20 protein-coding genes are annotated in these 21,461 nt (G+C 64.9%); 7 read left to right on the top strand and 13 right to left on the bottom strand.

Annotated elements, in window-relative coordinates:
* Positions 1–187 precede the first annotated feature (187 nt).
* From DGA31_RS15325 to DGA31_RS15315, 3 genes are all read right to left on the bottom strand, one after another.
* Positions 188–1,102 (bottom strand): LysR family transcriptional regulator, encoded by a 915-nt coding sequence (locus tag DGA31_RS15325; protein ID WP_109513129.1) that lies wholly within the window; start codon positions 1,100–1,102, stop codon positions 188–190.
* Between the two features lie 32 nt (positions 1,103–1,134).
* Positions 1,135–2,736: an aldolase/citrate lyase/malate synthase family protein gene (locus DGA31_RS15320; protein ID WP_109513128.1), complete on the bottom strand. Its 1,602-nt coding sequence runs from the start codon at positions 2,734–2,736 to the stop codon at positions 1,135–1,137.
* Positions 2,737–2,834: 98 nt separating this feature from the next.
* Entirely contained in the window at positions 2,835–3,242 is a 408-nt protein-coding gene (locus tag DGA31_RS15315; protein WP_109513127.1) for a heme-binding protein, read from the bottom strand.
* A gap of 444 nt (positions 3,243–3,686) precedes the next feature.
* Between DGA31_RS15315 and hppD the strand changes: the two genes are divergently transcribed.
* The 3 genes from hppD to fahA are packed head-to-tail and all read left to right on the top strand — an operon-like array spanning position 3,687 to position 7,380.
* Entirely contained in the window at positions 3,687–4,763 is a 1,077-nt protein-coding gene (gene hppD, locus DGA31_RS15310) for a 4-hydroxyphenylpyruvate dioxygenase (RefSeq protein ID WP_109513126.1), read from the top strand.
* A gap of 35 nt (positions 4,764–4,798) precedes the next feature.
* Positions 4,799–6,097 carry a homogentisate 1,2-dioxygenase gene (hmgA, locus tag DGA31_RS15305; RefSeq protein ID WP_109513193.1) on the top strand — a complete coding sequence of 433 codons (1,299 nt, stop codon included), beginning with the start codon at positions 4,799–4,801 and terminating at the stop codon, positions 6,095–6,097.
* Positions 6,094–7,380, top strand: coding sequence for a fumarylacetoacetase (fahA, locus tag DGA31_RS15300; RefSeq protein WP_109513125.1), 1,287 nt, complete (start codon positions 6,094–6,096; stop codon positions 7,378–7,380). The genes hmgA and fahA overlap by 4 nt, the downstream gene beginning before the upstream one ends.
* 36 nt (positions 7,381–7,416) lie before the next feature.
* On the opposite strand, the gene DGA31_RS15295 is transcribed toward fahA, so the two are convergent.
* Complete coding sequence (locus DGA31_RS15295) at positions 7,417–8,028, bottom strand: TetR/AcrR family transcriptional regulator (protein ID WP_109513124.1); 612 nt, start codon at positions 8,026–8,028, stop codon at positions 7,417–7,419.
* A 159-nt stretch (positions 8,029–8,187) separates the two neighbouring features.
* On the opposite strand from DGA31_RS15295, the gene DGA31_RS15290 reads away from it, so the two are divergent.
* The 3 genes from DGA31_RS15290 (at position 8,188) to DGA31_RS15280 (ending at position 11,614) form a co-directional block, all read left to right on the top strand.
* Positions 8,188–9,291 (top strand): MBL fold metallo-hydrolase, encoded by a 1,104-nt coding sequence (locus DGA31_RS15290; protein ID WP_056838914.1) that lies wholly within the window; start codon positions 8,188–8,190, stop codon positions 9,289–9,291.
* Between the two features lie 123 nt (positions 9,292–9,414).
* Positions 9,415–10,620: a cyanate transporter gene (locus DGA31_RS15285; RefSeq protein WP_109513192.1), complete on the top strand. Its 1,206-nt coding sequence runs from the start codon at positions 9,415–9,417 to the stop codon at positions 10,618–10,620.
* A 58-nt stretch (positions 10,621–10,678) separates the two neighbouring features.
* On the top strand, positions 10,679–11,614 hold the full coding sequence (locus DGA31_RS15280) for a LysR family transcriptional regulator (protein WP_056838918.1): 936 nt from the start codon (positions 10,679–10,681) through the stop codon (positions 11,612–11,614).
* Position 11,615: 1 nt separating this feature from the next.
* Here the strand turns inward: DGA31_RS15280 and DGA31_RS30015 are convergent, their stop codons facing one another.
* Entirely contained in the window at positions 11,616–11,780 is a 165-nt protein-coding gene (locus DGA31_RS30015) for a hypothetical protein (RefSeq protein WP_164708306.1), read from the bottom strand.
* A 67-nt stretch (positions 11,781–11,847) separates the two neighbouring features.
* Entirely contained in the window at positions 11,848–12,732 is an 885-nt protein-coding gene (locus DGA31_RS15275) for a CAP domain-containing protein (protein ID WP_056838919.1), read from the bottom strand.
* Positions 12,733–12,838: 106 nt separating this feature from the next.
* On the opposite strand from DGA31_RS15275, the gene DGA31_RS15270 reads away from it, so the two are divergent.
* Complete coding sequence (locus tag DGA31_RS15270; RefSeq protein WP_109513123.1) at positions 12,839–13,744, top strand: LysR family transcriptional regulator; 906 nt, start codon at positions 12,839–12,841, stop codon at positions 13,742–13,744.
* A gap of 49 nt (positions 13,745–13,793) precedes the next feature.
* Here DGA31_RS15270 and DGA31_RS15265 read toward each other — a convergent pair whose 3' ends face one another.
* From DGA31_RS15265 to DGA31_RS15235, 7 genes are read right to left on the bottom strand one after another with little or no spacing between them, the layout of a single operon-like run.
* The gene (locus DGA31_RS15265) at positions 13,794–14,153 is read right to left on the bottom strand and encodes a hypothetical protein (protein ID WP_241509594.1); all 360 of its coding nucleotides are present in this window, start codon (positions 14,151–14,153) and stop codon (positions 13,794–13,796) included.
* Positions 14,153–15,586, bottom strand: coding sequence for a lipid II flippase MurJ (locus tag DGA31_RS15260; protein ID WP_109513122.1), 1,434 nt, complete (start codon positions 15,584–15,586; stop codon positions 14,153–14,155). Before DGA31_RS15260 ends, DGA31_RS15265 begins: the two co-directional genes overlap by 1 nt.
* Before the next feature lie 10 nt (positions 15,587–15,596).
* Positions 15,597–16,418, bottom strand: a complete 822-nt coding sequence (locus DGA31_RS15255; RefSeq protein WP_109513121.1) for an acyltransferase — start codon at positions 16,416–16,418, stop codon at positions 15,597–15,599.
* The gene (locus DGA31_RS15250) at positions 16,415–17,830 is read right to left on the bottom strand and encodes an O-antigen ligase family protein (RefSeq protein WP_109513120.1); all 1,416 of its coding nucleotides are present in this window, start codon (positions 17,828–17,830) and stop codon (positions 16,415–16,417) included. The genes DGA31_RS15255 and DGA31_RS15250 overlap by 4 nt, the downstream gene beginning before the upstream one ends.
* A complete protein-coding gene (locus tag DGA31_RS15245) occupies positions 17,830–18,930 on the bottom strand; it encodes a glycosyltransferase family 4 protein (RefSeq protein ID WP_109513119.1) in 1,101 nt (366 codons plus the stop codon). The genes DGA31_RS15250 and DGA31_RS15245 overlap by 1 nt, the downstream gene beginning before the upstream one ends.
* Complete coding sequence (locus tag DGA31_RS15240; protein ID WP_109513118.1) at positions 18,921–20,138, bottom strand: glycosyltransferase family 4 protein; 1,218 nt, start codon at positions 20,136–20,138, stop codon at positions 18,921–18,923. The genes DGA31_RS15245 and DGA31_RS15240 overlap by 10 nt, the downstream gene beginning before the upstream one ends.
* A 3-nt stretch (positions 20,139–20,141) precedes the next feature.
* Positions 20,142–21,455: a glycoside hydrolase 5 family protein gene (locus DGA31_RS15235; RefSeq protein WP_056839093.1), complete on the bottom strand. Its 1,314-nt coding sequence runs from the start codon at positions 21,453–21,455 to the stop codon at positions 20,142–20,144.
* Positions 21,456–21,461: the final 6 nt, after the last annotated feature.

Here is a 21,461-nt window from a genome sequence, read left to right as displayed (position 1 = left end):
CGTAGGAGCGCGCTTGCCCCGCGACCGGCTGCGTCAGCAGTCGTAAATTTTCAGCGTTTCGCAGATTTTTCGGCCGAAAACCATAAATTTTCAGCGTTTCCGAGATTTTTCGGTCATTCGCTGTAGATTTTCAGCGTTTCCACAATTTTGCGAGCGCTTCGCACTCGATCGCGGGCAGAGCGCGCTCCTACAAGGGGTTGAACTGGATATCCAGCACTTCCTGCAGGAAATCGATAAAGGCGGTCACGCGCCGTGAGCCGCGGTGGTTGGGCAGGTAGAGGGCGTTGATGCCGTGGCTGGCCTGGTCCGGGTTGCATTGCCACTCAGGCAGCACCCGCACCAGCCGGCCGGCGCGCACATCTTCAGCCACCAGCCAGTCGGCCAGCAGGGCGATGCCTGTGTCGTCGAGGGCGGCCTGGCGCAGGACATCGGCATTGTCGCTGCGCAAGCGCCCCTGGATCGGTACGTCAATCTGTTCATCCAGGCGCTTGAAGCACCACACCTGGCGCGCCGCGCCATAGCTGAAGCGCAGGCAGGCGTGGGTCGCCAGTTGCTCTGGGCGTTCAGGCTGCCCATGGGTGGCAAGATAGGCCGGGCTGGCCACGCTCCAGCGTCGAAAGTCCGCCAGGTGCCGACACACCACCTCGGCGTCGGTGGCCGCCTCACCCAAACGGATGGCAACATCGAAGCGGCCATCGAGCAGGTCGTCGAAGCGATCACTCAGACTGATGTCCAGCGCAAGGCCCGGATACTGCTTGAGCAGTCGCCCCAGGTGCGGCGCAATCAGCCTTCGGCCAAACTCCACCGGCACACACACGCGCAGGCTGCCCACTGGTTCCAGGCCACGGTCGGCGACTTCGGCGTCGGCCTCGGCCAGGTCTTCCAGCAGGCGCCGGGCCTTGTGGTAATAGCGTGCCCCGGCGTCGGTCACGGAAATCTGCCGGGTCGAGCGGTTGAGCAGGGTGGCGCCCAGTTCGCTTTCCAGCGCGTCGATCGCCCGGCTGACCGAGGACGTCGCCAGCCCCAGCTTGCGCGCTGCGGCGGAAAATCCGCGGGCATCGACCGCTTCGACGAACAGCGTTATCGCCAGCAACTTGTCCATGCCTGTTTCCTTGCCCTGATCGAGTCGCGATTCTACCCACTGTGCGCCTGCGCCATGTCCACTAACCGTTCAAGCAGGGCGGCGCATGGCGGCAGCAGATCCTGTTGTTCCAGCTCGCGCAGGACCTGGGCGTAATCGAGGCGATGGTAGTCCAGGGCCTGCAACGTGGCGGCCATTGGCGAGCCGGCCGGCTCGGTGCTGCCCAGTTGCGCCCGACCGCGCAGGCCGCAGGCCAGGCCGACCAGGCGATTGCGTTGCTGCACAGCCTCGACGCAGGCGCTGTGATCGGCGTCGACGCTGGCATCGCACGGTAAAGGATCGGTGCCCAGCCAGGCAAGACGCGCTGCCACGGCCTGAACGCAGGCTTCAAGGTTCAGCGTGGTGCGCCAGTGCTGGTCGATCAGCCCGGCCTTGAGCGTATGCGGGGGCAGTTCGAGCAGGGTTTCCAGGCGCTCGAACAGCAGATTGACGAACGCCGTTTCCTGAGGTCCTTGCAGGTACGGCACCAGCAAATAGACACTGCCGGTTCTGGAGTTGCCACGCCTTTGCAGATCGTGCAGGGCAATCAGGCTGCCCAGCAGGGAGTCAAGTATCAGGGCGGGAATGGCCTGGCCGTGGGCGTCGAGCATCACGGGGCAGTACCGGTGCAGGCCATTGACCCGCAGCAGCAACAAGGCCCGCCCCGGCAGCCTCAATTCGCCCCCACCGGCGGCCTGGTAGTGTCGGTCGGCCGCCAGTTCGCCGGCCGGGTACAGGCCGCCTTGCATCAGGGCCAGCCAGTGACGATAGAGGGTGAACCGGTCCAGTGCCGTGCCGGTGTCGACGATCACCGACACCGCCGCTTCCAGCAGTACATCGCTGATGCCGGCAACATCGCAGACGCCGGCCCGGCTTTGCGCGGCGAGGCAGATTTGCAGGTGCAGGCCGTGGTGCCTGAGCAGGATCGCGCTGGGCTGCCGGGGGTCGCCCTGAAAGCCCAGGTAGTGCTGCGGGTGCTGCAGGCCGGTCTGCTCACCGCCCACCCGGGTCACGGTCAACTGGCCGTTGATGATCCGGTAGTGGCGGGCATCGACATGGCTGCCGGTAGCCAGTGGCGCGACGCTGTCAAGCCATTCACGCGTGCGCACCACGACGTGCGCGGCGCGTTGCGGGTTGTGCCCGGCGTCGGGCTCCAGGCCCGGCTCCAGGGCAATGGCTTCGCTGTTGTATAACGCCTGGTACAGCGAGCCCCAGCGGGCGTTGGCAGCCTCAAGCAGTGGCTTGAGCAGGGTGGCAGGCACTTGCAGGCACGGGCCGTACTGGTCGCTGATTTCCAGGTCGACATTGGCCGTGCTGGCACGAAAGGGCGCCGGCACGGCTTGCAGGTAGCCGATCTGTTGCAAATGACGATGCCAGTCACCGGGTGCAACGGACTTGCCCGCATGGGCCTGATGCCAGTGGGCGAGGGCGTGCTGCAGGCGCTCGCGCTCGACCAGCAGGTCGCGCACCAGAGGGGCCAGCTCATGGACCAGTGCATCGCAGCGCTCCCAGAACAGATCCGCTGCCAGAGGAATACCGACCAGCACCTGCTGCTCGACGAAACGGTGCAGGCTGGCGGCGACTTTGAGGCGGTTGCAGCACACATAGTCCATCATCGGGGCTCCTTTCGAAGAGGCCGTGCGGGGTGGATGAAACGCTCATCCGTGTCAGGCCGGCACCCGCAAAGGGCTCGAAAGGCGTGCGGCAGTGTTGCTCAGTCGGCGTTCAGGACCTGGATGCCGACCTTGGCCACCTGGGCATCATGTTCAGACTTGACCCCGGACACGCCCACGGCGCCAATCACCTGGCCATCAATGATCACCGGCACGCCGCCTTCCAGCGATGTCAGCAGTGGCGCGCTCAAAAAGGCGGTGCGGCCACCATTGACGATTTCTTCATAGCCCTTGGACTCACGGCGACCCAGGGCGGCGGTCCGGGCCTTTTCGATACTGATATAGCTGCTGATCGGGTTGGCGCCGTCCAGGCGTTCGAAGGCCAGCAAGTGACCGCCGTCATCGACGATGGCAATGGACACGGCCCACTCGTTGGCCAGGGCTTCCTGGCGTGCAGCCGCCAGGATCTGGCTGATTTCGGTCTGGGTCAGTACGGCTTTGATTTTCATGCAGCATCCTTTTCAATGGGGCAACGGGTGCCCTGTACGCGATCAAGGTTGGCAGCATAGCGGCTGCTGCCTGAACGGCAATACGCCTGATCATTGTGGCGCAGCGCCTGGATTGTCCATGCACAAACTGCCGGTCTGCGCCTGCCAGTGCCTCGGCAGTGCGGCCAATGCATTGGTAAAGTCTCGACGATTCAAAGGCTTATAAAGCACTTTTACGTTCGTCGCCGCGCTCTGGCAAAGTCAATGGTTTGCCGCGCTATGCACAGCGCTTGACTCAGGCTAGTCTCAGGGAATGAAAATCCTCGCCTTGCAGTTGCTATTCGGAGACTTCCTCGCCCGCAGCGTGCGAGGTATCTCGTGCGCGCCGCCTCGCAAAAGCTGAACGCCACCCAGGGGGCACCCCCTGAAAACCCGCGTGTTCACTTTTCTGCAAGGAGCCAGACCATGGCTGATCTCTACGACAACCCGATGGGCCTGATGGGCTTTGAATTCATTGAGCTGGCCGCGCCCGCGCCTGGCATTCTGGAGCCGGTGCTGCACAAACTGGGCTTTACCGAAGTGGCGATTCATCGCTCCAAGGCGGTGAGCCTGTACCGCCAGGGCGATATCAACCTGATTCTCAATAATGAACCGCACAGCCTGGCGTCGTACTTTGCTGCCGAGCATGGGCCTTCGGTGTGCGGCATGGCGTTCCGGGTCAAGGACTCGCACAAGGCCTACGAGCGCGCCCTGGCACTGGGTGCCCAGCCGCTGGACATCGCCGTCGGCCCCATGGAGTTGCGCCTGCCGGCGATCAAGGGCATCGGTGGCGCGCCGCTGTACCTGATCGACCGGTTTGGCGAAGGCACCTCGATCTATGACATCGACTTCAATTTCATCGAAGGCGTCGATCGTCACCCGGTGGGCGCCGGGCTCAGGTTCATCGATCACCTGACCCACAATGTGTACCGCGGGCGCATGGCCTACTGGGCCGGGTTCTATGAAAAACTGTTCAATTTTCGCGAGCTGCGCTACTTCGACATCAAGGGCGAATACACCGGCCTGACTTCACGGGCCATGAGCGCCCCTGACGGCATGATCCGCATTCCGCTCAACGAAGAATCGTCACGCGGTGCCGGGCAGATCGAAGAGTTCCTGATGCAGTTCAACGGCGAAGGCATCCAGCATGTGGCGTTCTGCACCGATGACCTGCTCAAGACCTGGGACGCACTCAAGGCGTTGGGCATGCCGTTCATGACGCCACCGCCGGACACTTACTACGACATGCTCGAAGAACGCCTGCCGGGGCATGGCGAGCCCGCAGACCAGCTCAAGGCCCGTGGCATCCTGCTGGACGGCACCTGCGAAGGCGGCCAGCACCGGCTGTTGCTGCAGATCTTTTCCGGGACCTTGCTGGGGCCGGTGTTTTTCGAATTCATCCAGCGCAAGGGCGATGAGGGCTTTGGCGAGGGCAATTTCAAAGCGCTGTTCGAGTCCATCGAGCGTGATCAGGTGCGGCGTGGGGTGCTGGCAAGCGAATGATGGCGATGGCACAAGAACAACATCAGGAGACCGCCATGACAACCCTGCCTGCCTTGAACTACCAATCCGGCTTTGGCAACCATTTCACCAGCGAGGCGCTGCCCGGCGCGGTGCCGGTCGGGCAGAACTCGCCGCAGCGCCCGGCACTGGGGCTGTACGCCGAGCAGTTTTCCGGCACCGCCTTCACCGTGCCGCGCAGCGAAGCGCGGCGTACCTGGATGTACCGGATCATGCCGTCGGCGGCCCACCCGGCCTACACGCCACTGGCGCGTCAGATCCGTGGCAGCGAGGACGGCACGCCGACCCCCAACCGATTGCGCTGGAACGCCTTCGACGTACCGGCCGAGCCCACCGACTTTCTTGATGGCCTGGTGGCCCTGGCGCGTACCGCCGCCGCCGAGCAGGCCGAAGGGGTCAGCGTCTATGTGTACGGTGCCAACCAGTCGATGCAGCGCGCGCTGTTCAATGCCGACGGCGAATGGCTGATCGTGCCGCAGCAGGGACGCCTGCGCATCATCACCGAACTGGGCCTGATCGAGGTGGCGCCACAGCAGATCGTGGTGCTGCCACGCGGGCTGAAATTCAGTGTGCACCTGCTCGATGCCACGGCACGTGGCTATATCTGCGAGAACCATGGCTGCCCGTTGCGCCTGCCGGAGCTGGGGCCGATCGGCAGCAATGGCCTGGCCAATCCGCGCGACTTCCAGGCCCCGTGCGCCTGGTTCGAGGATCGCCAGGAACCGGTGGCGCTGGTGCAGAAGTTTCTCGGCAGGCTATGGACCACCACCTTGAGCCATTCCCCGTTCGACGTGGTCGGCTGGCACGGCAATAACGTGCCGTACCGCTATGACCTGCGCCAGTTCAATACCCTGGGCACGGTCAGCTTCGATCACCCGGACCCGTCGATCTTTACCGTGCTGACCTCACCGGGCGCCGTGCCGGGCCAGGCCAATGTCGATTTCGTGATCTTCCCGCCACGCTGGATGGTGGCGCAGAACACCTTCCGCCCGCCGTGGTTTCATCGCAACCGGATGAACGAATTCATGGGCCTGATCGAAGGTATCTACGATGCCAAGGCGGCAGGCTTCATGCCCGGCGGTGCGTCGTTGCACAACTGCATGAGTGCCCACGGCCCCGATCACCTCACGGTGCAGAACGCGATGGCCGCTGACCTGGTGCCGCACAAGATCGAAAATACCCTGGCGTTCATGTTCGAGACCGGCAAGGTCCTGCGGCCCAGCCACCATGCGCTGGCGTGCCCGCAACTGCAAAACGATTACGATCACTGTTGGGACGGCATGGCCCGCACCTTCGGGCGGGAGCCGCAGGCATGATCACTGCGATGCAACGCCGCAGCTGGCTGGCCTCTGCCAACGGTCACCCGGACTTTCCCTTGCAGAACCTGCCGCTGGGTATTTTCAGCCATGGTGATGAGCGCCGTCGGGGCGGGGTAGCCATCGGCGACCAGGTGCTGGACCTGGGGGCGGCCGTGCAGGCCGGGTGGTTCGAAGGGCTGGCCCACACGGTTGCCCACATCGCCAGTGGGCCGAGCCTCAATGCCTACTTTGCCTTGGGCGCACCGGCCTGGCAGGCACTGCGCCGCGCCTTGCAGGTGCTGTTTGACCAGGACAGCCCGCACCCCCAGGCGCTGGCGGCCTGCCTGGTGCCCATGAGCGAGTGCCACATGCATCTGCCTGCACAGGCAGGCGACTACACCGACTTCTATGTCGGCATTCATCACGCCACGAATGTCGGCACCCTGTTTCGCCCGGACAACCCGTTGCTGCCCAACTACAAGTACGTGCCCATCGCCTACCACGGGCGGGCGTCGACCCTGTGTGTTTCCGGCACGCCGATCAGCCGGCCCCATGGCCAGATCCTGCCGCCGGGTGAGTCGGTGCCGGTGCTGGCGGCGTGTCGCCGGCTGGACTATGAGCTGGAGCTGGGTGTCTGGGTCGGACCCGGCAATACACAGGGCCAGGCCATCGCCATTGCCGATGCGCCCGGGCACATTGCCGGTTTCTGCCTGCTCAACGACTGGTCGGCGCGTGATGTCCAGGCCTGGGAATACCAGCCTTTGGGGCCGTTCCTGTCCAAGAGCTTTGCCACCAGCCTGTCACCCTGGGTGGTCAGCGCCGAGGCACTGGCGCCGTTTCGCCGTGCACAACCGGCGCGACCGGCCGGCGACCCGGCGCCTCTGGACTATCTGCTCGATCCGGCCGACCAGCAGGGCGGCGCGCTGGACATCGAGCTTGAGGTGCTGCTGCTTACCGAGCGCATGCGCCAGCAAGGGACGCCGCCGCAACGCCTGGGGCTGAGCAACAGCCTGCACATGTACTGGACCGTGGCGCAAATGATCACCCACCACAGCGTCAACGGCTGCAAGCTGCAGGCCGGGGACCTGCTGGGCACTGGCACCTTGTCCGGTCCGCAGGCCAGTGAACGGGGCAGCCTGCTGGAAATGACCCTGGGCGGCCAACAGGCCGTGGTGCTGGATAACGGCGAAGAACGACGGTTTCTGCAAGACGGCGACGAAGTGATCCTGCGCGCCCGCTGCCGGGGTGAAGGGCAGGTGTCGATCGGCTTTGGCGAATGCCGGGGACGGGTGGTGGGGTAGGGTGCATGGGTCATGAGTTCTGACTCGGACCCTGATTCAAGACAACTGATACCAGCCCAGAAACAGGTCCAGCGCCGACTCCACGACATCATGGCGTTTTTGTTCGTCCAGCAACGGGGCGTTGAGAGTCAGTTGTGGCCAGAAGGCAAAGGCCTTGAGCAGGGCGTGGATCTGGGTGGCGGCAAAGTCCGGGTCGACGGTCTTGAGACGGCCATCCTGCTGGGCCGCACGGATCCACACGGTGAAGGTTTCTTCACGCTCATTGAGGCGGTTCATCCAGTCCTGGGCGCGGTCCGGCGAATGCATGGTCGCCCCCAGCACCACACGGGCCAGGTCCAGGAAGTTGCTGTCGTTGAGCGTGTCCATCTTGACCTGCAGCAGGTCGCGCAATTGCTCGCGCAAGCCGCGCTCTGCGCTGTAGGCCGCGTCGGGCCGGGGCGCCGCGCAGATCCACAGGCGCTGGAGGATCTCGGCGAACAGTTCTTCCTTGCTCGGAAAATGGTTATAGACCGTGCGCTTGGACACCTGCGCACGGGCGGCAATACGGTCCATGCTGGTGACTTCGAACCCCCGGTCGCGAAACTCGGCAATGGCTGCCAGGACAATGGCTTCGCGTTTCTGGTCGGTCAGGCGTAGGGGGGTGCTCATAAGGTCCGTGGCTTCAAACGTGCGTTTAGAGAAAATTACACTCGGCAGTTTACTTGCCTCACGCATTCCTGCAAGCTTAAAACTACACCGTGTAGTGTAATTGTTTCGTCTTGTTACCTTGCCTTCATCGTCATTCGCACACCCAAGGAGCTGCGCCCCATGGCCAAGACCCACCGAACCCCGGACGTCACGACCTTGCCTGTCTTGCCTCGCGAGCAGGGGCGCTACCGTAATCAGGCGGCGATGAAGCCCCTGAGCCTGATGCGCACCCTGGGCGTGTTCTGGGACCAGTTGTTCAATAAACCCGCCGGCACCCGGCCGGCCGGTCCGATTCCCGTGCAGGCCTTGTCGCGCCAGCAATTGCTGGCGGCGCCCGACAACAGTGTCTGGCGCCTGGGCCACTCCACCGTACTGCTCAAGCTGCGCGGCAAATTCTGGCTGACCGACCCGGTGTTCGCCGAGCGGGCCTCGCCGGTGCAATGGGCCGGTCCCGAGCGCTTTCACCAGCCACCGATCAGCCTTGCCGACTTGCCGCCGCTGGAGGCGGTGATCCTCTCGCACAACCATTACGATCACCTGGACCACATGACCATCCAGGCCCTTCAAGCCCGAACCGCATATTTCCTGGCGCCGCTGGGCGTGGGCGACACCTTGGTGCAATGGGGCGTGCCGGCCGGCAAGGTGCGTCAGTTGAACTGGTGGCAGTCCACAGAAGTGGCGGGCATCGAATTCATTGCCACCCCGTCACAGCATTTTTCCGGGCGCAGCCTGTGGGACAGCAATCGCAGCCTGTGGTGTTCCTGGACAATCATCGACGGTTCGCAGCGGATCTTCTTCAGTGGCGACACCGGTTATTTCGATGGCTTCAAGCTGATCGGCGAGCAGTATGGGCCGTTCGACCTGACCCTGATGGAAACCGGGGCCTATAACGTGCAATGGCCCATGGTGCACATGCAGCCTGAAGAAACCCTGCAGGCGCACAAGGACCTGCGCGGGCGCTGGTTGCTGCCGATCCATAACGGCACCTTCGACCTGGCCATGCACGAATGGCACGAACCGTTCGACCGCATCCTGGCGCTGGCCTGGGAGAACAACGTCAACATCACCACACCGAGGATGGGGCAGGCGTTTTATCTGCAATACCCCAGCCACGGCGACACCTGGTGGCTGGAGGTCGACGAGGCGCCCGAGCCTGGCGTACAGCCCAAGGCGAGCCCGTTGCGGTGCAGCGGCCATTGCGCCGGTCGGCGGCAGAACGCCTGATCCTGATTTTTCGATAGGACGCGCTGTTTTCTGATTTGCACCCGTCGTGCACCGTTTTGCCTAATGAGGGCCTGACCCGGACAGGAGAACCCCGTGCAAGACGCCCCAAGCCCCCCATTGCCCATGACCCGCCTGCAGCGCTTCGGGCTGCTGGCCTGCCTGATCGGTGTCGCCCTGAACCTGCGCCCGTCGATGGCCGCGGTGGGGCCTTTGCTGTCGGCGATTCGCCTGGAGATACCGCTGGGGTTCGGCCTGGCGTCGCTGCTGACCATGCTGCCGGTCATGGCCATGGGGCTGGCGATGTTCTTCGGCCTGCGCCTGGCCGGCCATTTGGGGCTGTACCGCAGCATCAGCCTGTCGCTGTGGGTGATCGGCCTGGCCACCGTGGCACGTCTGTTTGCCGACTCCAGCCTGTACCTGATTGTCAGCGCCGTGCTGGCAGGTGTTGGCATTGCCATGGTCCAGGCCTTGATGCCAACCCTGATCAAGACCCGCTTCAAGGACCATGTGTCGCTGTGCATGGGGCTGTACGTGACAGCGATCATGGGCGGCGCGGCGCTGTCGGCGTCACTGGCGCCCTCGGTGCTGAGCCTGACCGGCAGTTGGCGGGTGGCGCTGGCCATCTGGGCGGTTTTGGCAGGTGTGGGCCTGATGCTGTGGACCTGGCAGCGCCGCCGCCTGCACGACGGCAGCGCGCCGGTCTCCACGCGTGGGGTTTCGTTTGCCCGTGTGCCGCGGGCCTGGACGCTGGGCGTGTTCTTCGGCCTGGGCACGGCGGCCTACACCTGTGTACTGGCCTGGCTGGCGCCTTATTACGTGGAGCAGGGCTGGAGCGAGCAACACGCCGGCCTGCTGCTGGGCTACCTGACCCTGATGGAAGTGGTATCGGGGCTGGTGGTGCCGGCCCTGGCCAACCGCAGCCGCGACAAGCGCCGGGTCGTGGCGGCGTTGCTGGGCTTGATGCTGTGCGGCTTTGCCGGCCTGATCCTGGCGCCGCAACAGGCCAGCCTGGTGTGGGCCAGCCTGTTGGGGCTGGGCATTGGCGGGTTGTTTCCCATGAGCCTGATCGTGTCCATGGACCATGTGGAGGACCCGCAAGGCGCCGGGGCCTTGACCGCGTTCGTGCAGGGCATCGGTTACCTGATCGCCAGCCTGTCGCCCTTGCTGGCCGGGATACTGCGCGACCAACTGGGCAGCTTCAGTACCGCCTGGTGGTCATTGCTGGTCGTGGTCGCGGTCATGCTGGCGATGGTGGTGCGTTTCGACCCGCGGACCTATGCCCGCCACCTGCAAGTCAAGGCAGAGAAGGCGCCGGTGCCTGCCGTCTGAAAGGGTTTGATGCTATTGTGCTATCGGCGGATCCGATCAGCGCCGGCGAGACCTCACCATGCTCAACAGCAACGCCCTTCGCAAACTGGACATGCAGGACCTGATGGTCTTCGTGTCGGTCTATGAGCAGCGCAACCTGACCCTGGTGTCCGAGGCGCTGCATGTCAGCCAGTCGACCGTCAGCTACTGCCTGAAAAAAATGCGGGCCCAGTTTGACGATGACCTGTTCATCAGCACCCGCAACGGCATGCACCCGACCCGCAAGGCGGTGGCCATGCTCAGTCATGTGCAGCAGATCCTGCATCAGGTCAACCTGTGCCATGACGGGCTGATGACCTTCGACCCGCGCCAGCAAGCCATCACCTTCAACCTCTGTGCGCCGGAGTATTTCGAACTGCTGGTGTTGCCGCACCTGATGCGCGGCTTCGACGAGGCGGGGTTTGCCGTGACCGTCAATGTGCACAAGCTCGACCGGGACCTGCCGGCCGATGCCCTGCAGGATGGCCGCTACGACCTGGCCTTGTGCTTTGGCCCGGGTTTTCATCGACTGCCGGCCGGGTTGTGCAGCCAGGTGCTGCTCGAGGACGATCTGGTGGGCGTGATGGACCGCCAGAGCCTGCCGGTCGATGCCCGGCTGGAGCTGGAGGCCTACGCCGCCAGGCGGCACGTCTACCCCACGCCGTGGACCTCGGACAACAACATGGTCGATGGCTGGCTGCGCCAGCAGGGCCTGACCCGCGAGATTGCCGTGCGCAGCAACAGCTACCGTGCGGCCCTGCAACTGCTCGAAGGCAGCGATTGCGTGCTGGCACTGCCCCGACGCATCGAAGCCCTGCTGGGCAACGAGCCCTGGCTGGGCGTGTGCGAACTGCCGTCGCAGTTGCCAGGCTTTACCCTGGACATGATCTGGAGCGAACAGGCCGAACGCCTGGAAGCCAACGGCTGGCTGCGCGAGCAGGTGGTCAAGGTCTGCGCGGCAAGAGGGCTGTTATAAGCTACTGAGGACCTTCTTCGGCCGTGCCATCGGACTGCTCCCGTGGTCTTGGCTGCTCGCCTTTTTCATTGGCCTGCTTGTTCTGCTCACCCACGTTGCCGGCGTTTTCCGGCTTGTGGTCGAGGTCTTCGCGTTGCGCGTGTTCTTTATCATTCGCGGCAGTCATGGTCGTTCTCCATCAGGGAATCACTTGAGATTGGGCCGCAGCCGACGCACAAGATTCCCTGAATCGCTCACTCGCCTGTCTCTTGTGCCGGGGCACCGAACAGCGCAGTCCAGTAGATACCGGCATTGCTTTTCGGGTCGGCGGCATAGGCGGCGCCCACCTCGCTGTAGCCAGGGTTCATCAAGGCTGCGCAATGACCGGGACTGGCCAGCCAGCCGTCGACCACCTTGCGCGCGTTGTCTTGCCCGGCGGCGATGTTTTCGCCGATCTGCTGGCCCAGGTAGCCGGCCAGTTCGGCGCGATCACCCGGGGTATCGCCGTTACGGCCCTTGTGGTCGAAAAAGTTGTTGTTGGCCATTGAGCGGCTGTGACCTTCGGCAGCGGCGGCCAGGTTGGCGTTCCAGCTCAGCGGGGCGGCCGCGTTGAACGCCTGCTCGCCACATTGGCGTGGCTGGCTGCGGGCAGTATTGAGAAAACTCAGAATGGCCTGGCCTTCGCTCTGCGAGGGGCCCAGGCGCGAGGTCAGCAGCGGGCGAGCCAGCACGATGCGCCAGTCGCGGCCTTCGCGGCTGATACCGATGTCGACGAATTGCGGGTCGAGCACCACCTGGCAGAAGCTTTCGCGGATCGCCTGCATGGCGGCCTCGGCATCACGCGGGCCCGACAGGGTGATGGCCTGCACCGTGACCATCGGATAGGACGCCTGGGTCATGGCCTGGCGCAGATCGATGGTGTTGCTGACCGGCATGATCAGGCGCGGATCGCGTGCCAGCGGCGGCAGTTCGGCCGAGGCCTGCCCGGCACAGGGTTGCACCTGGCTGCGGTAACTGTTGATCGATTCCTGCAGGCGGCCTTCTTCACGGGCCATGACTTCATCGGCGGTGGCCATGGCGCTGAACGTCAGACTCAATGACAACGCCGCAAGCGGCACAAGGGTGGATATCAAGCGCATGGAGAACTCCCTTACAACAGTGGGCACATGATGCGCGATTTCACCGGCTGCGGCGACCTGCCTGGCTTCGCGTTATCATCGTGAGCCTCTGACAACGGATGACGTCATGCAACTCCCGGACCTTAATCTTTTGATCGCCCTCGACGCTTTGCTCGATGAGGGCAGTGTGGTGGGCGCGGCGCGGCGCATGCACCTGAGCCCGGCGGCCATGAGCCGGACCCTGACCCGTATCCGTGAAGCGCTGGGCGACCCGGTGCTGGTGCGCGCCGGCCGCGGCCTGGTGCCCACGCCCCGGGCACTGGCCTTGCAGGCCCAGGTGCGCGAGTTGTTGGAGCAGGCCGGCCAGGTGTTCCAGGCCCGTGACGAGGTGGACATGAGCACCCTGCAGCGGTGTTTCAACGTGCGCTCCAACGATGTGTTCTTCGGCACCTTCGGCGCCCGCCTGATGGACGCCATGCGCGCCGGTGCACCGGGCTGCACCTTGCGCTTCGTGCCCGAGGGCATGGGCGACGACAATGCCCTGCGCGAGGGGCACATCGACCTGTACATCGCCTCGCGGCGCAATTTCGGTCCGGAAATCAAGATGCAGAGCCTGTTCACCACGCGCTTCTGCTGCCTGGCAAGGGAAGGGCATCCGATTTTCGAGGCGCCCATCACGCCTGAGCGCTTTGCCGCCTTCGACCATGTCAGCGTCTCGCGCCGTGGCCGTGCCCAGGGGCCGATTGATCCTGCGCTGGCGGCGTTGGGGTTGCAGCGTCGGGTGGCGCTGATCACTCCGCATTTTCACTCGGCCATCTTCGGCGTGGCCGGTTCAGACCTGCTGTTGCCGCTGCCGGAGCCGGTGATCTGGGGCATGCAGGGGCTGGGGCTGCGCATGCGTGCCTTCGATGTGCCGCTTGATCTGGAAGAAGTGACGGTGATCCAGGCCTGGCACCCGCGCTTCGACAAGGACCCGGCGCACCGCTGGCTGCGCCAGACGCTCAAGACGATCTGTGCAGTGCTGCCTGGCTAGCCGGGCCATTCACCTGCGCGCGATGACTGGCCGGTCCACGTGCACGGCTTCAGGGCTTCCAGAATCGCAGGCTTTGCAGATGGCGTTCGATATCGTCCATTTCATCCTCCCCGAGCGTCGTGTCGAATTTTTTGCTGATGATCTTTCTGGCCTTGGCCAGCCGATGAGTGACGTTTTCATCATCAATGAAATCGGTGGTAGCTTTGCGGTACTGCGCGACAGGTTTGTCGCGGTAGTAACTGCCCATTTGATGCAGCGAAATCAGGATGAACTCTATCTCTGCCAGCACTTCAAGCGCTTCTTCGCCGGTCAGGGCAATGTGTTTGTTGCTTTCGAGCATGGTGTTCTCACAAAAATCCGGTTCGGCTGAGCAGTCCGGCTCGCAGTCATGCCGGTAATGGGTGTTCATCAAACATCGGCCTGTTCAGCCGGGACTTGCATCCGCCATGGCTTGAGCCACAGCCCCAGCCCGGCCAGCAAGGCCGCACCATACAGCGTGGCGAGGGTCAGTTGCAGCACGATCGATTGCAGCGGGTGCAACAACAGCGCTGCCAGCAGCATGACGAGCATGGCCAGCAGCCCATGACGGCGCCAGGGCGTAACCTGCGTCAATCCCTGGCGACGCAGCAACAGCGCACCGGTGAGCAGCGCACCACCCAGCGCCGCCAGGGCAATACCATCGATGCCCAACGCCCAGGGCAGCAGCGCCAGCAGCACGGCATTGCACAGGCTACCCAGCAGTTCGCAGTTCAGCGGCAGGCGGGTGTCGCCGTCGGCATAGGCATAACGCGCCAGCAAGGCGTTCCAGGCATTGAACAGCAACGGCGTGGCAAACCAGGCCAGCAGGGCCGGCAAGGGGCCGCCGTGGGTCTGTTGCGGCAACAACAGCACCACCAGCGCGCCGGCCGCGCCGATCAGCCCGGCCACCGCCGGCAAGGTCAGCAGCGTGGCACTGGCCAGGCCGCGTCGCAACAGGTCCAGGCGTTGCTGGCCGGCGCTGGCGCTCATCAGGCCAAGCAGCACCTGGTTAAGGCTCATCAGCGCAATCAACGGCAGGTTGATCAGCTTGCGCGCCAAGTTGATCCAGGTCACCGCGCCTTCACCGAGCAACGAGGCAACCATGCGCTCCAGCAGCGCCAGGCCCTGGCTGGCCAGGTTGCTGCCCAGCAAAGGGCCGATCCGCTGCAGCAGTTCACGCACCGCGAAGGTTTCGGCGTCGCGTTGCCAGGGTCGCCAGCCAAGGCGGCACAGGCTGGGCAGCAAGACGGCGGGCATCAGCAGGCTGCCGAGCAGGCAGGCACCGGCCAGGCCCATCGGGCTGGCGACATGGCCCTGGACCGCCAGGTACAGCACCGGCGGCAGGTTGAACAGCAGCGAGCCGAGCCCGGCCAGGACAAAGCGCGCCCTGGCCTGCAACGGCACGCACAGCAAGGCATGCAGGACAAAGCCCGGTGCGCACCAGGCCAGCCATTGCAGGCTGTTGGCCGCTTGCGCATAGGCCCCGGCCTGCAGGCCCGGACCGATCAGTCGCACCCACAACCCCGAACCCATGCTCAACAACAGCCCCAGCAACACCGCGCCCAGCACCAGCGGCAGGGTCAGGCCGGCCAGCCAGCGCCGTTGCTGGTGCTCATCGCGCTGCTGATAAAGCGGCAGCGCTGCAGCGCTGAGCAACCCTCCGGCCAGGGCCATGCGCAAGGCCTCAGGGAGGAACATCGACACCAGGAAAGCATCGCTTTGTGCCCCGGCACCCCAGGCCGCGACCAGCAGCCATTCACGGGCAAAGCCGGCGGCCAGGCCGGTAAGGGTGGCCAGGGTCAGCCACAGAGTCGAGCCGAGCACGGTGCGCGGGTCAGTGGAACAAGGTGAACAGGCCTTTGCCGCCCACCTTGTACTTGAGGTTGCGCGCCCGTTCGCCCTTGATCTCGGCATTCGGGCCACTGACGATGGCGTACGGCGGGATGGGCTTGGACACCACGCTGGCGCCCCCGACCACCGCGCCCTCGCCGATGTCGGCACCGAACGACAGCAGGGCGCGGCTGCAGATCCAGGCGTAGTCGCCGATGAACACCGGTCCCCCGACTGCCCAGAATTCCGGCTCCTTGAGGTCATGGCCGCCGGCGATGATCAGCACATGCGAGGCGATGGTCACGTGGTCGCCGATGATCAGCCCGCCGCGTGCATCGAGCTGGCAATGCCAGCCGACCGTGCTGTCGGCGCCGATGCGCAGGCTGTCGACGCCCAGCACCTCGGTGTTGCGCCATACGGTGGAGCCCTTGCCGATCTTCGCACCGCCCAGACGCAGCCAGGCCAGACGCAGGGTATGGCTGGGAATCTTGCAGATCAGCAGGTTGTACAGCTGCTCCCACACCCGCAGCATACGGTCGCGCAGGGTCGGCCAGTTGATGCCGTACAGCGGAATCAGCGCACCGTGCATCTCGCTGGCCAGCAACCGATAAAAGCGCCGTGCCAGAGGCGGCTCGATGCGCGGCTCGATGTTCAGGTAGCAGATGAATGACAGGGTGGTGTCCTTGATGCGCGTTTCGAAGGCCACCTCGTTGTCGAGCATCCACTGCCAGGTCGCTTGCAGCTCCTCAAGGCTGACGCCCATTTTCTCGGCGTACTGGGGCAGCGCCTCGCGCAGGTTGTGCGAGTGCATCAGGCGATGTTTCATGGACGTTCTCCCGGATCGGGTTGCGCAACGTGGGATTTGAAATCGGCCACCACCCTGGCGCGCAGGCGCCTGGACTCATGCAGGCTGATGCCGACAAACAGCCAGAACAGGGCGACCAGCACGCTGGTGAAGCTGAAGTAGTGGTCGAACAGGCCGCTGAACAGCGCCGCCAGCACGCCGCTGAGGGTGCCCAGGGCAATGGCGTTGTCGGCGGTCAGCACAATCGCCCCTTTAAGCGGACGTACCTGGTGCCACCAACTGACGCTGACCGCGATAAACAGCAGCATGCCGGGCAGGCCGAGCTTATAGACGAAGTTCAGCCACAGGTTGGAAATGCCGAACTCGGTGTAGTTGACCACAGGCGGATCGACCTTGAAGCCGATGCCGAACGGGAAGGTGGCCACGGCATCGGGAAAGTGCGTGTACTCCAGAAAGCGAATGGCGGTGCTGGCATCGTCGTCGGAAAACAGGCTCATGATCCGGTCTTGCAGCGGCGGGTAGAACAGCAGCAAGGCAATGCCGGCAAACACCCCGGCCAGCAGGATACGGCCCAGGTGCGGAATGCGCCGCCGGGCCATCCACAGCATGATCGCCACCAGGCTCAGCAGTGCGCCGCGCGAGCCGGTCAACAGCAGGCCGATCACCCCCAGCACCGCCACGGCCAGCGCCACGCTGCGCGGTCCGCCACTGCGGGTCATGCCGAAACAGAACGCCAGTGGCACGATCATCGCCAGTGCCCCACCGGCCACGTTGGGGTGCATCCACGGCGAGCCCATGCGATTGGCCAGCGCCGTCAGGCTGCTGCTAAGGACATCGACGCCGCTGTAGCCGAGCACGCTCAGCACTGGAATCATCGACACCGCCGAGCGATTGACCAGAAACACCGGGATCGACAGCAACAGCATGGCCAGGGTGCCGAGCATGACGGCCATGACCAGGCGTTCCAGGGTCTGGCGGTCGAGCAACAGGCGCGGCACCAGGAACAACACCGACAGGTTGAACAGCCAGCGCACCCAGTTGATCGGCCCGTTGCCTTCGGCAACCACGGTCACTTCGCCGATCACGAACGGGAAGGCGCTGTAGAGCATCAGTGCCAGCAGCAGGCGCTCGGTGCGCAGCATGGCGGGCAGCCTGGGCTTGTCGAAGAACATCGATTGCAGCAGGTAACTGCCCCAGGTCAGCATGATCAGGGCTTCGGACACCGTGGTGCGCACCCCGATCTGGATGGTCGAATAGGGTATGAAGGTGCCCAGCACGCAGAACAGCAGCAGCCCCAGTTGCGGGCGGCGCACCACGGTGACGACCGACGCCATCCCGGCCAGCACCAGCAGCACCATGGGCAGCGGTGCCAGCCAGATCAGCAGGCCGAAGATCACCGCCACGATTACGCCAAGGGGCAAGGCAATGGGCATCAGCGCAAGGTCTCCAGGGCGGCATGGATTCGCTGCCTGAAAGCGTCCACGCCATACTGCGCGGCCCAGTCCTTGAGCGGCTGTGGATCTTCAGGGCCGGCGCTGGCCAGCACACCCATCAGGCGCACCAGGGCGGCACTGGCGCCGGGGACAAAACGCGGGCTGTCGGGCGGGGTGATTTCATCCAGCGACGAGCCGCTGGCCACCGCCACGGGCGTACCGGTGCCCAGCGCCTCGATCACCGGCAGGCCGAAGCCTTCGGCCCGCGACGGGTGCCAGAGCCGCTCGGCCCGGGCATACACCGCATGCAGTTCGGCGTCCTGCAGCCCGCGCAGTACATGCAGGCCTGGCAGGCTGCGTTGCGCAGGGCTCAGCGGCTCATCGCCGCCCACCAGCACCAGGTCTGGCACTTGAGCGGTGCGCAGACGGGCGGTCTGCCAGGCCTCGACCAGCCAGGCGATGTTCTTGCGCGGCTCGCGGGTGCCGACGCACAGCCAGTAGCGCTCAGGCAGGCCCAGGGCGCCGATGTCGGCAGGTTCCCCGGCAAAGCCTGCGACCACATGCGGCAGGACCCGCAGCTTGTCCTGTGCCCATGGAAACAACCGCCGGGCCTCGTCGGCGGTGAATTGCGACGGCACCCAGACCTGATCGGCCACGCGCAGCGAATGAGCGATCGACAGCCGGTCGGTGTGGCGGTACACCTGCGCCTTGAGCCTTGATCCGTGGCTGTTGTTCTCCGTCAGCTGGAACAGATCATGCAGTTGCAATACGTACTTCAGGCCGTCGGGTTTGCGGCCCAGTGGCAGACCCATGTTGATATTGGCCACATACAGCTCGATGCCGGCATCGCGCAGCGCACCGGGCAGAAACAGCCCTTCGAATCTGAGGCGCTCGGGCAGGCGGTGCACCGCATCGAGCGGGGTGGCCCAGCGCGGCGCGAAGATCCGCTTGCGGATCGGGTGGTCATGGGGCGCCACGCCGAACAGTTGCAGGCTGACCTGGGGATGGGCACGAAAGGCCGCTTCCAGGGCCAGGTTCTGCCGACCGATCCCGCTGAACGGGTAACCGGCAGCGGCACGGTAATCAAGACCTATCTGCATGAACGCGCTCCAGGCTGAGGGGGCGTGAGTCGGGTATAGAGGCCTTCGAGCTGGGCGGCCGCCACCGACCAGTCATGGCGTGCACGCACATAGGCACGACCGGCTTCGCCGATCTGCGCCAGGCGCAGGGGGTTGTCGATGGAGTCGCTGATCAGTTGTGCCAATGCCTCGGCCTGCTCGGCGCCCAGATAGTGCTCGGTGTTCTGTACCGCCAACCCCGAGACGCCCTGGCGGGTGGTCATGACCGGCAGGCCGGCGGCCATGGCTTCGAGAATCTTGAGCTTGGAGCCGCCGCCCTGACGCAGTGGCGCAAAGAACAGCGCCGAGCGGCCCTGCAAGGCACGCAGGTCCGGCACATAGCCCAGCCATTCGATGCGCGGGTCGGGCCATTGCTCGCGCCAATGGGCCGGCAGGGCGAAACCGGCGAGGGTCAGGTGTACGTCGGGCTGCAGGGCCCAGACCCTGGGCATGATGGCCTGCAGCGCCCAGTGCACCGCATCGACATTGGGCGCGTATTCGTAGTTGCCGATAAACAACAGGTGACGGCTTTCGCGGTTGGGGTACACGCTGGCGTAATAGCCGCAATCGACGCTGTTGACCACGATCGACACCGGCTTGCCACTCAGGCGCGACAAGGCCTTGGCGTCGTCCTCGGTGACCGAGATCAACTCGTGGGCCTGGCGGAACACCCGCGCTTCCCAGCGCCGGTAGCGCCAGCGGTCATACACCGCGAACGGCGCCGCCCAGCGTGGCAGCTTGTCGTAGCTGGCCGCGCCCAGGGCCGATTCGACGTTGTGTTCGGTGAGGATGAACGGCTTGCCACTGCGTTGCAGGGCGCGCTCGAACGGCTGGAAGGCGTAAGTGTGCTGGATCTGGATCACGTCCCAGTGTTCTTGCAGCAGTGCCTCGAAGGTGCGCTCCAGTTCGGGCGCATAGCCGTTGATGCTGGCCAGCATCGGTGCGGGCGCGAAGGCCACCGCCAACAGTGTGCGCAGGCTGCGCAACGGGCGCCGGGGCAGCACGATCAGGCGCTCCAGCCAGGGCTCCATGGCCTGCCGGCATTGCGGGTCAAGGCCGGTCTTGGACTGCACCAGCAAGGTGATGCGGTGCCCGCGCGCGGCCAGGTTGCGCAGCAGGTGGTATTCGCGGGTCTTGCCGCCGCTGGTGGTCGGCCAGGGCAGGTACGGCAGGGTCCAGAGAATGCGCATGGCTCAGGGCTTCCATTCCAGGATCTGCAGGGTCGGGCGCAGCGCCAGGGTCACGCCTGCACGGCTGGCCAGCGAGTTTCGTGTGCCGTCCAGCGGATCATGGACCACGGCTTCCCGAATGTTCGGGAAGGTCAGGCTGGCGCTGCTGGCGCTCCACACCATCAGCAGGCGCGTGCCGTCCGGGCGGCTCCAGGGCACGGCGTACAGGTCGCGCGGGACACTGCTGACCGCTGGCGGGTCGGCAGGCAGCAGGCGCGGGCCGGTGATGGCCAGGAAGTTCTGCAAGGCCAGGTACACAGGTTTCGGCCGGGCCTGCAGGTCAACCAGTCCATAGCCTTGGTCGCGGGCGCTGGCACGTTCGTCCAGATCGCTCAGGTTGAACAAAAAGATGCGCTGGTAATCCATGGCGCTCATCAAGGCCAGGCGGCGCAGGGTGTAGTCGGCCTGGCCGCGCAAGCCGATGATCGCCTGCATTTCCACCGGCCCGGCATAACTGGACCAGCCCCATTCGGTGGCCCAGACGTTTTGCACACCGTTGCCGTGCAGCAACTGGTTCATGGCATTGCCGCGCACCAGGAAGTCGCGGTCGGGCGGCGAGTCGCCTTCGGGGAACTCCGAGTACGGGTGGTAGGCGGCGACGATGTTCTGCTGGCCCAGGCCGCCGTCGACCAGGGTCTGCAGCAGGTAGCCCGGGGTGCTGTGCATCTGGCTGTAATAGGCCATGCCGGCGGTGGCGACCGACTTACCCGGTGCCACGCTGCGGATGGCCTCGGCGGTGACGCTGAGCAGGCGGCCATAGGCGACCGGGTCTTCCTTGGGGCGCCAGATGATATTGGGCTCGTTCCACACCTGCCAGGTGTCGACCTGCGGGTAGCGCTGGGCCAGGCGCGCCATGCGCGAGGCGAACAGGGCGAAGTCGACGGGCGGGTACTGGTCGCGGCTTTCGGCATCCAGCGGTGCGCTGCTGGCGAACGGTGCCGAGCCGACCAGGTACGCCAGGGTCTTGTAGCCCCGGCTCTGGATCGCGGCCATGGCCGCGTCCACGGTCTGCAATTGAAACTGATCGCGCACCGGTTCGATCAATGGCCAGTGCAGGGTCAGGCGCACCCAGCCCAGCCCGAGGGCATCGAGGCGGTCCATCTGCTGCTGGTAAACCTCAGGGGCGAAATAGGGGAACTGCACGTTGACCCCCAGAAAGTCGCGCCACTCGACCGGGCGCGGGGCCTTGAGCACCGTCTCGGCCAGGCCTTCGCCGGTGTAGGCAAGGCCGGTGGCCAGCAGCGCGGCCGCCAGCCAGGGTGTGGAAGGGACGTGCATGGTCAT

Source organism: Pseudomonas ovata (assembly GCF_003131185.1).
GTDB classification, from domain to species: Bacteria; Pseudomonadota; Gammaproteobacteria; order Pseudomonadales; family Pseudomonadaceae; genus Aquipseudomonas; species Aquipseudomonas ovata.
This window is presented reverse-complemented; position numbering and strand designations above follow the sequence as displayed.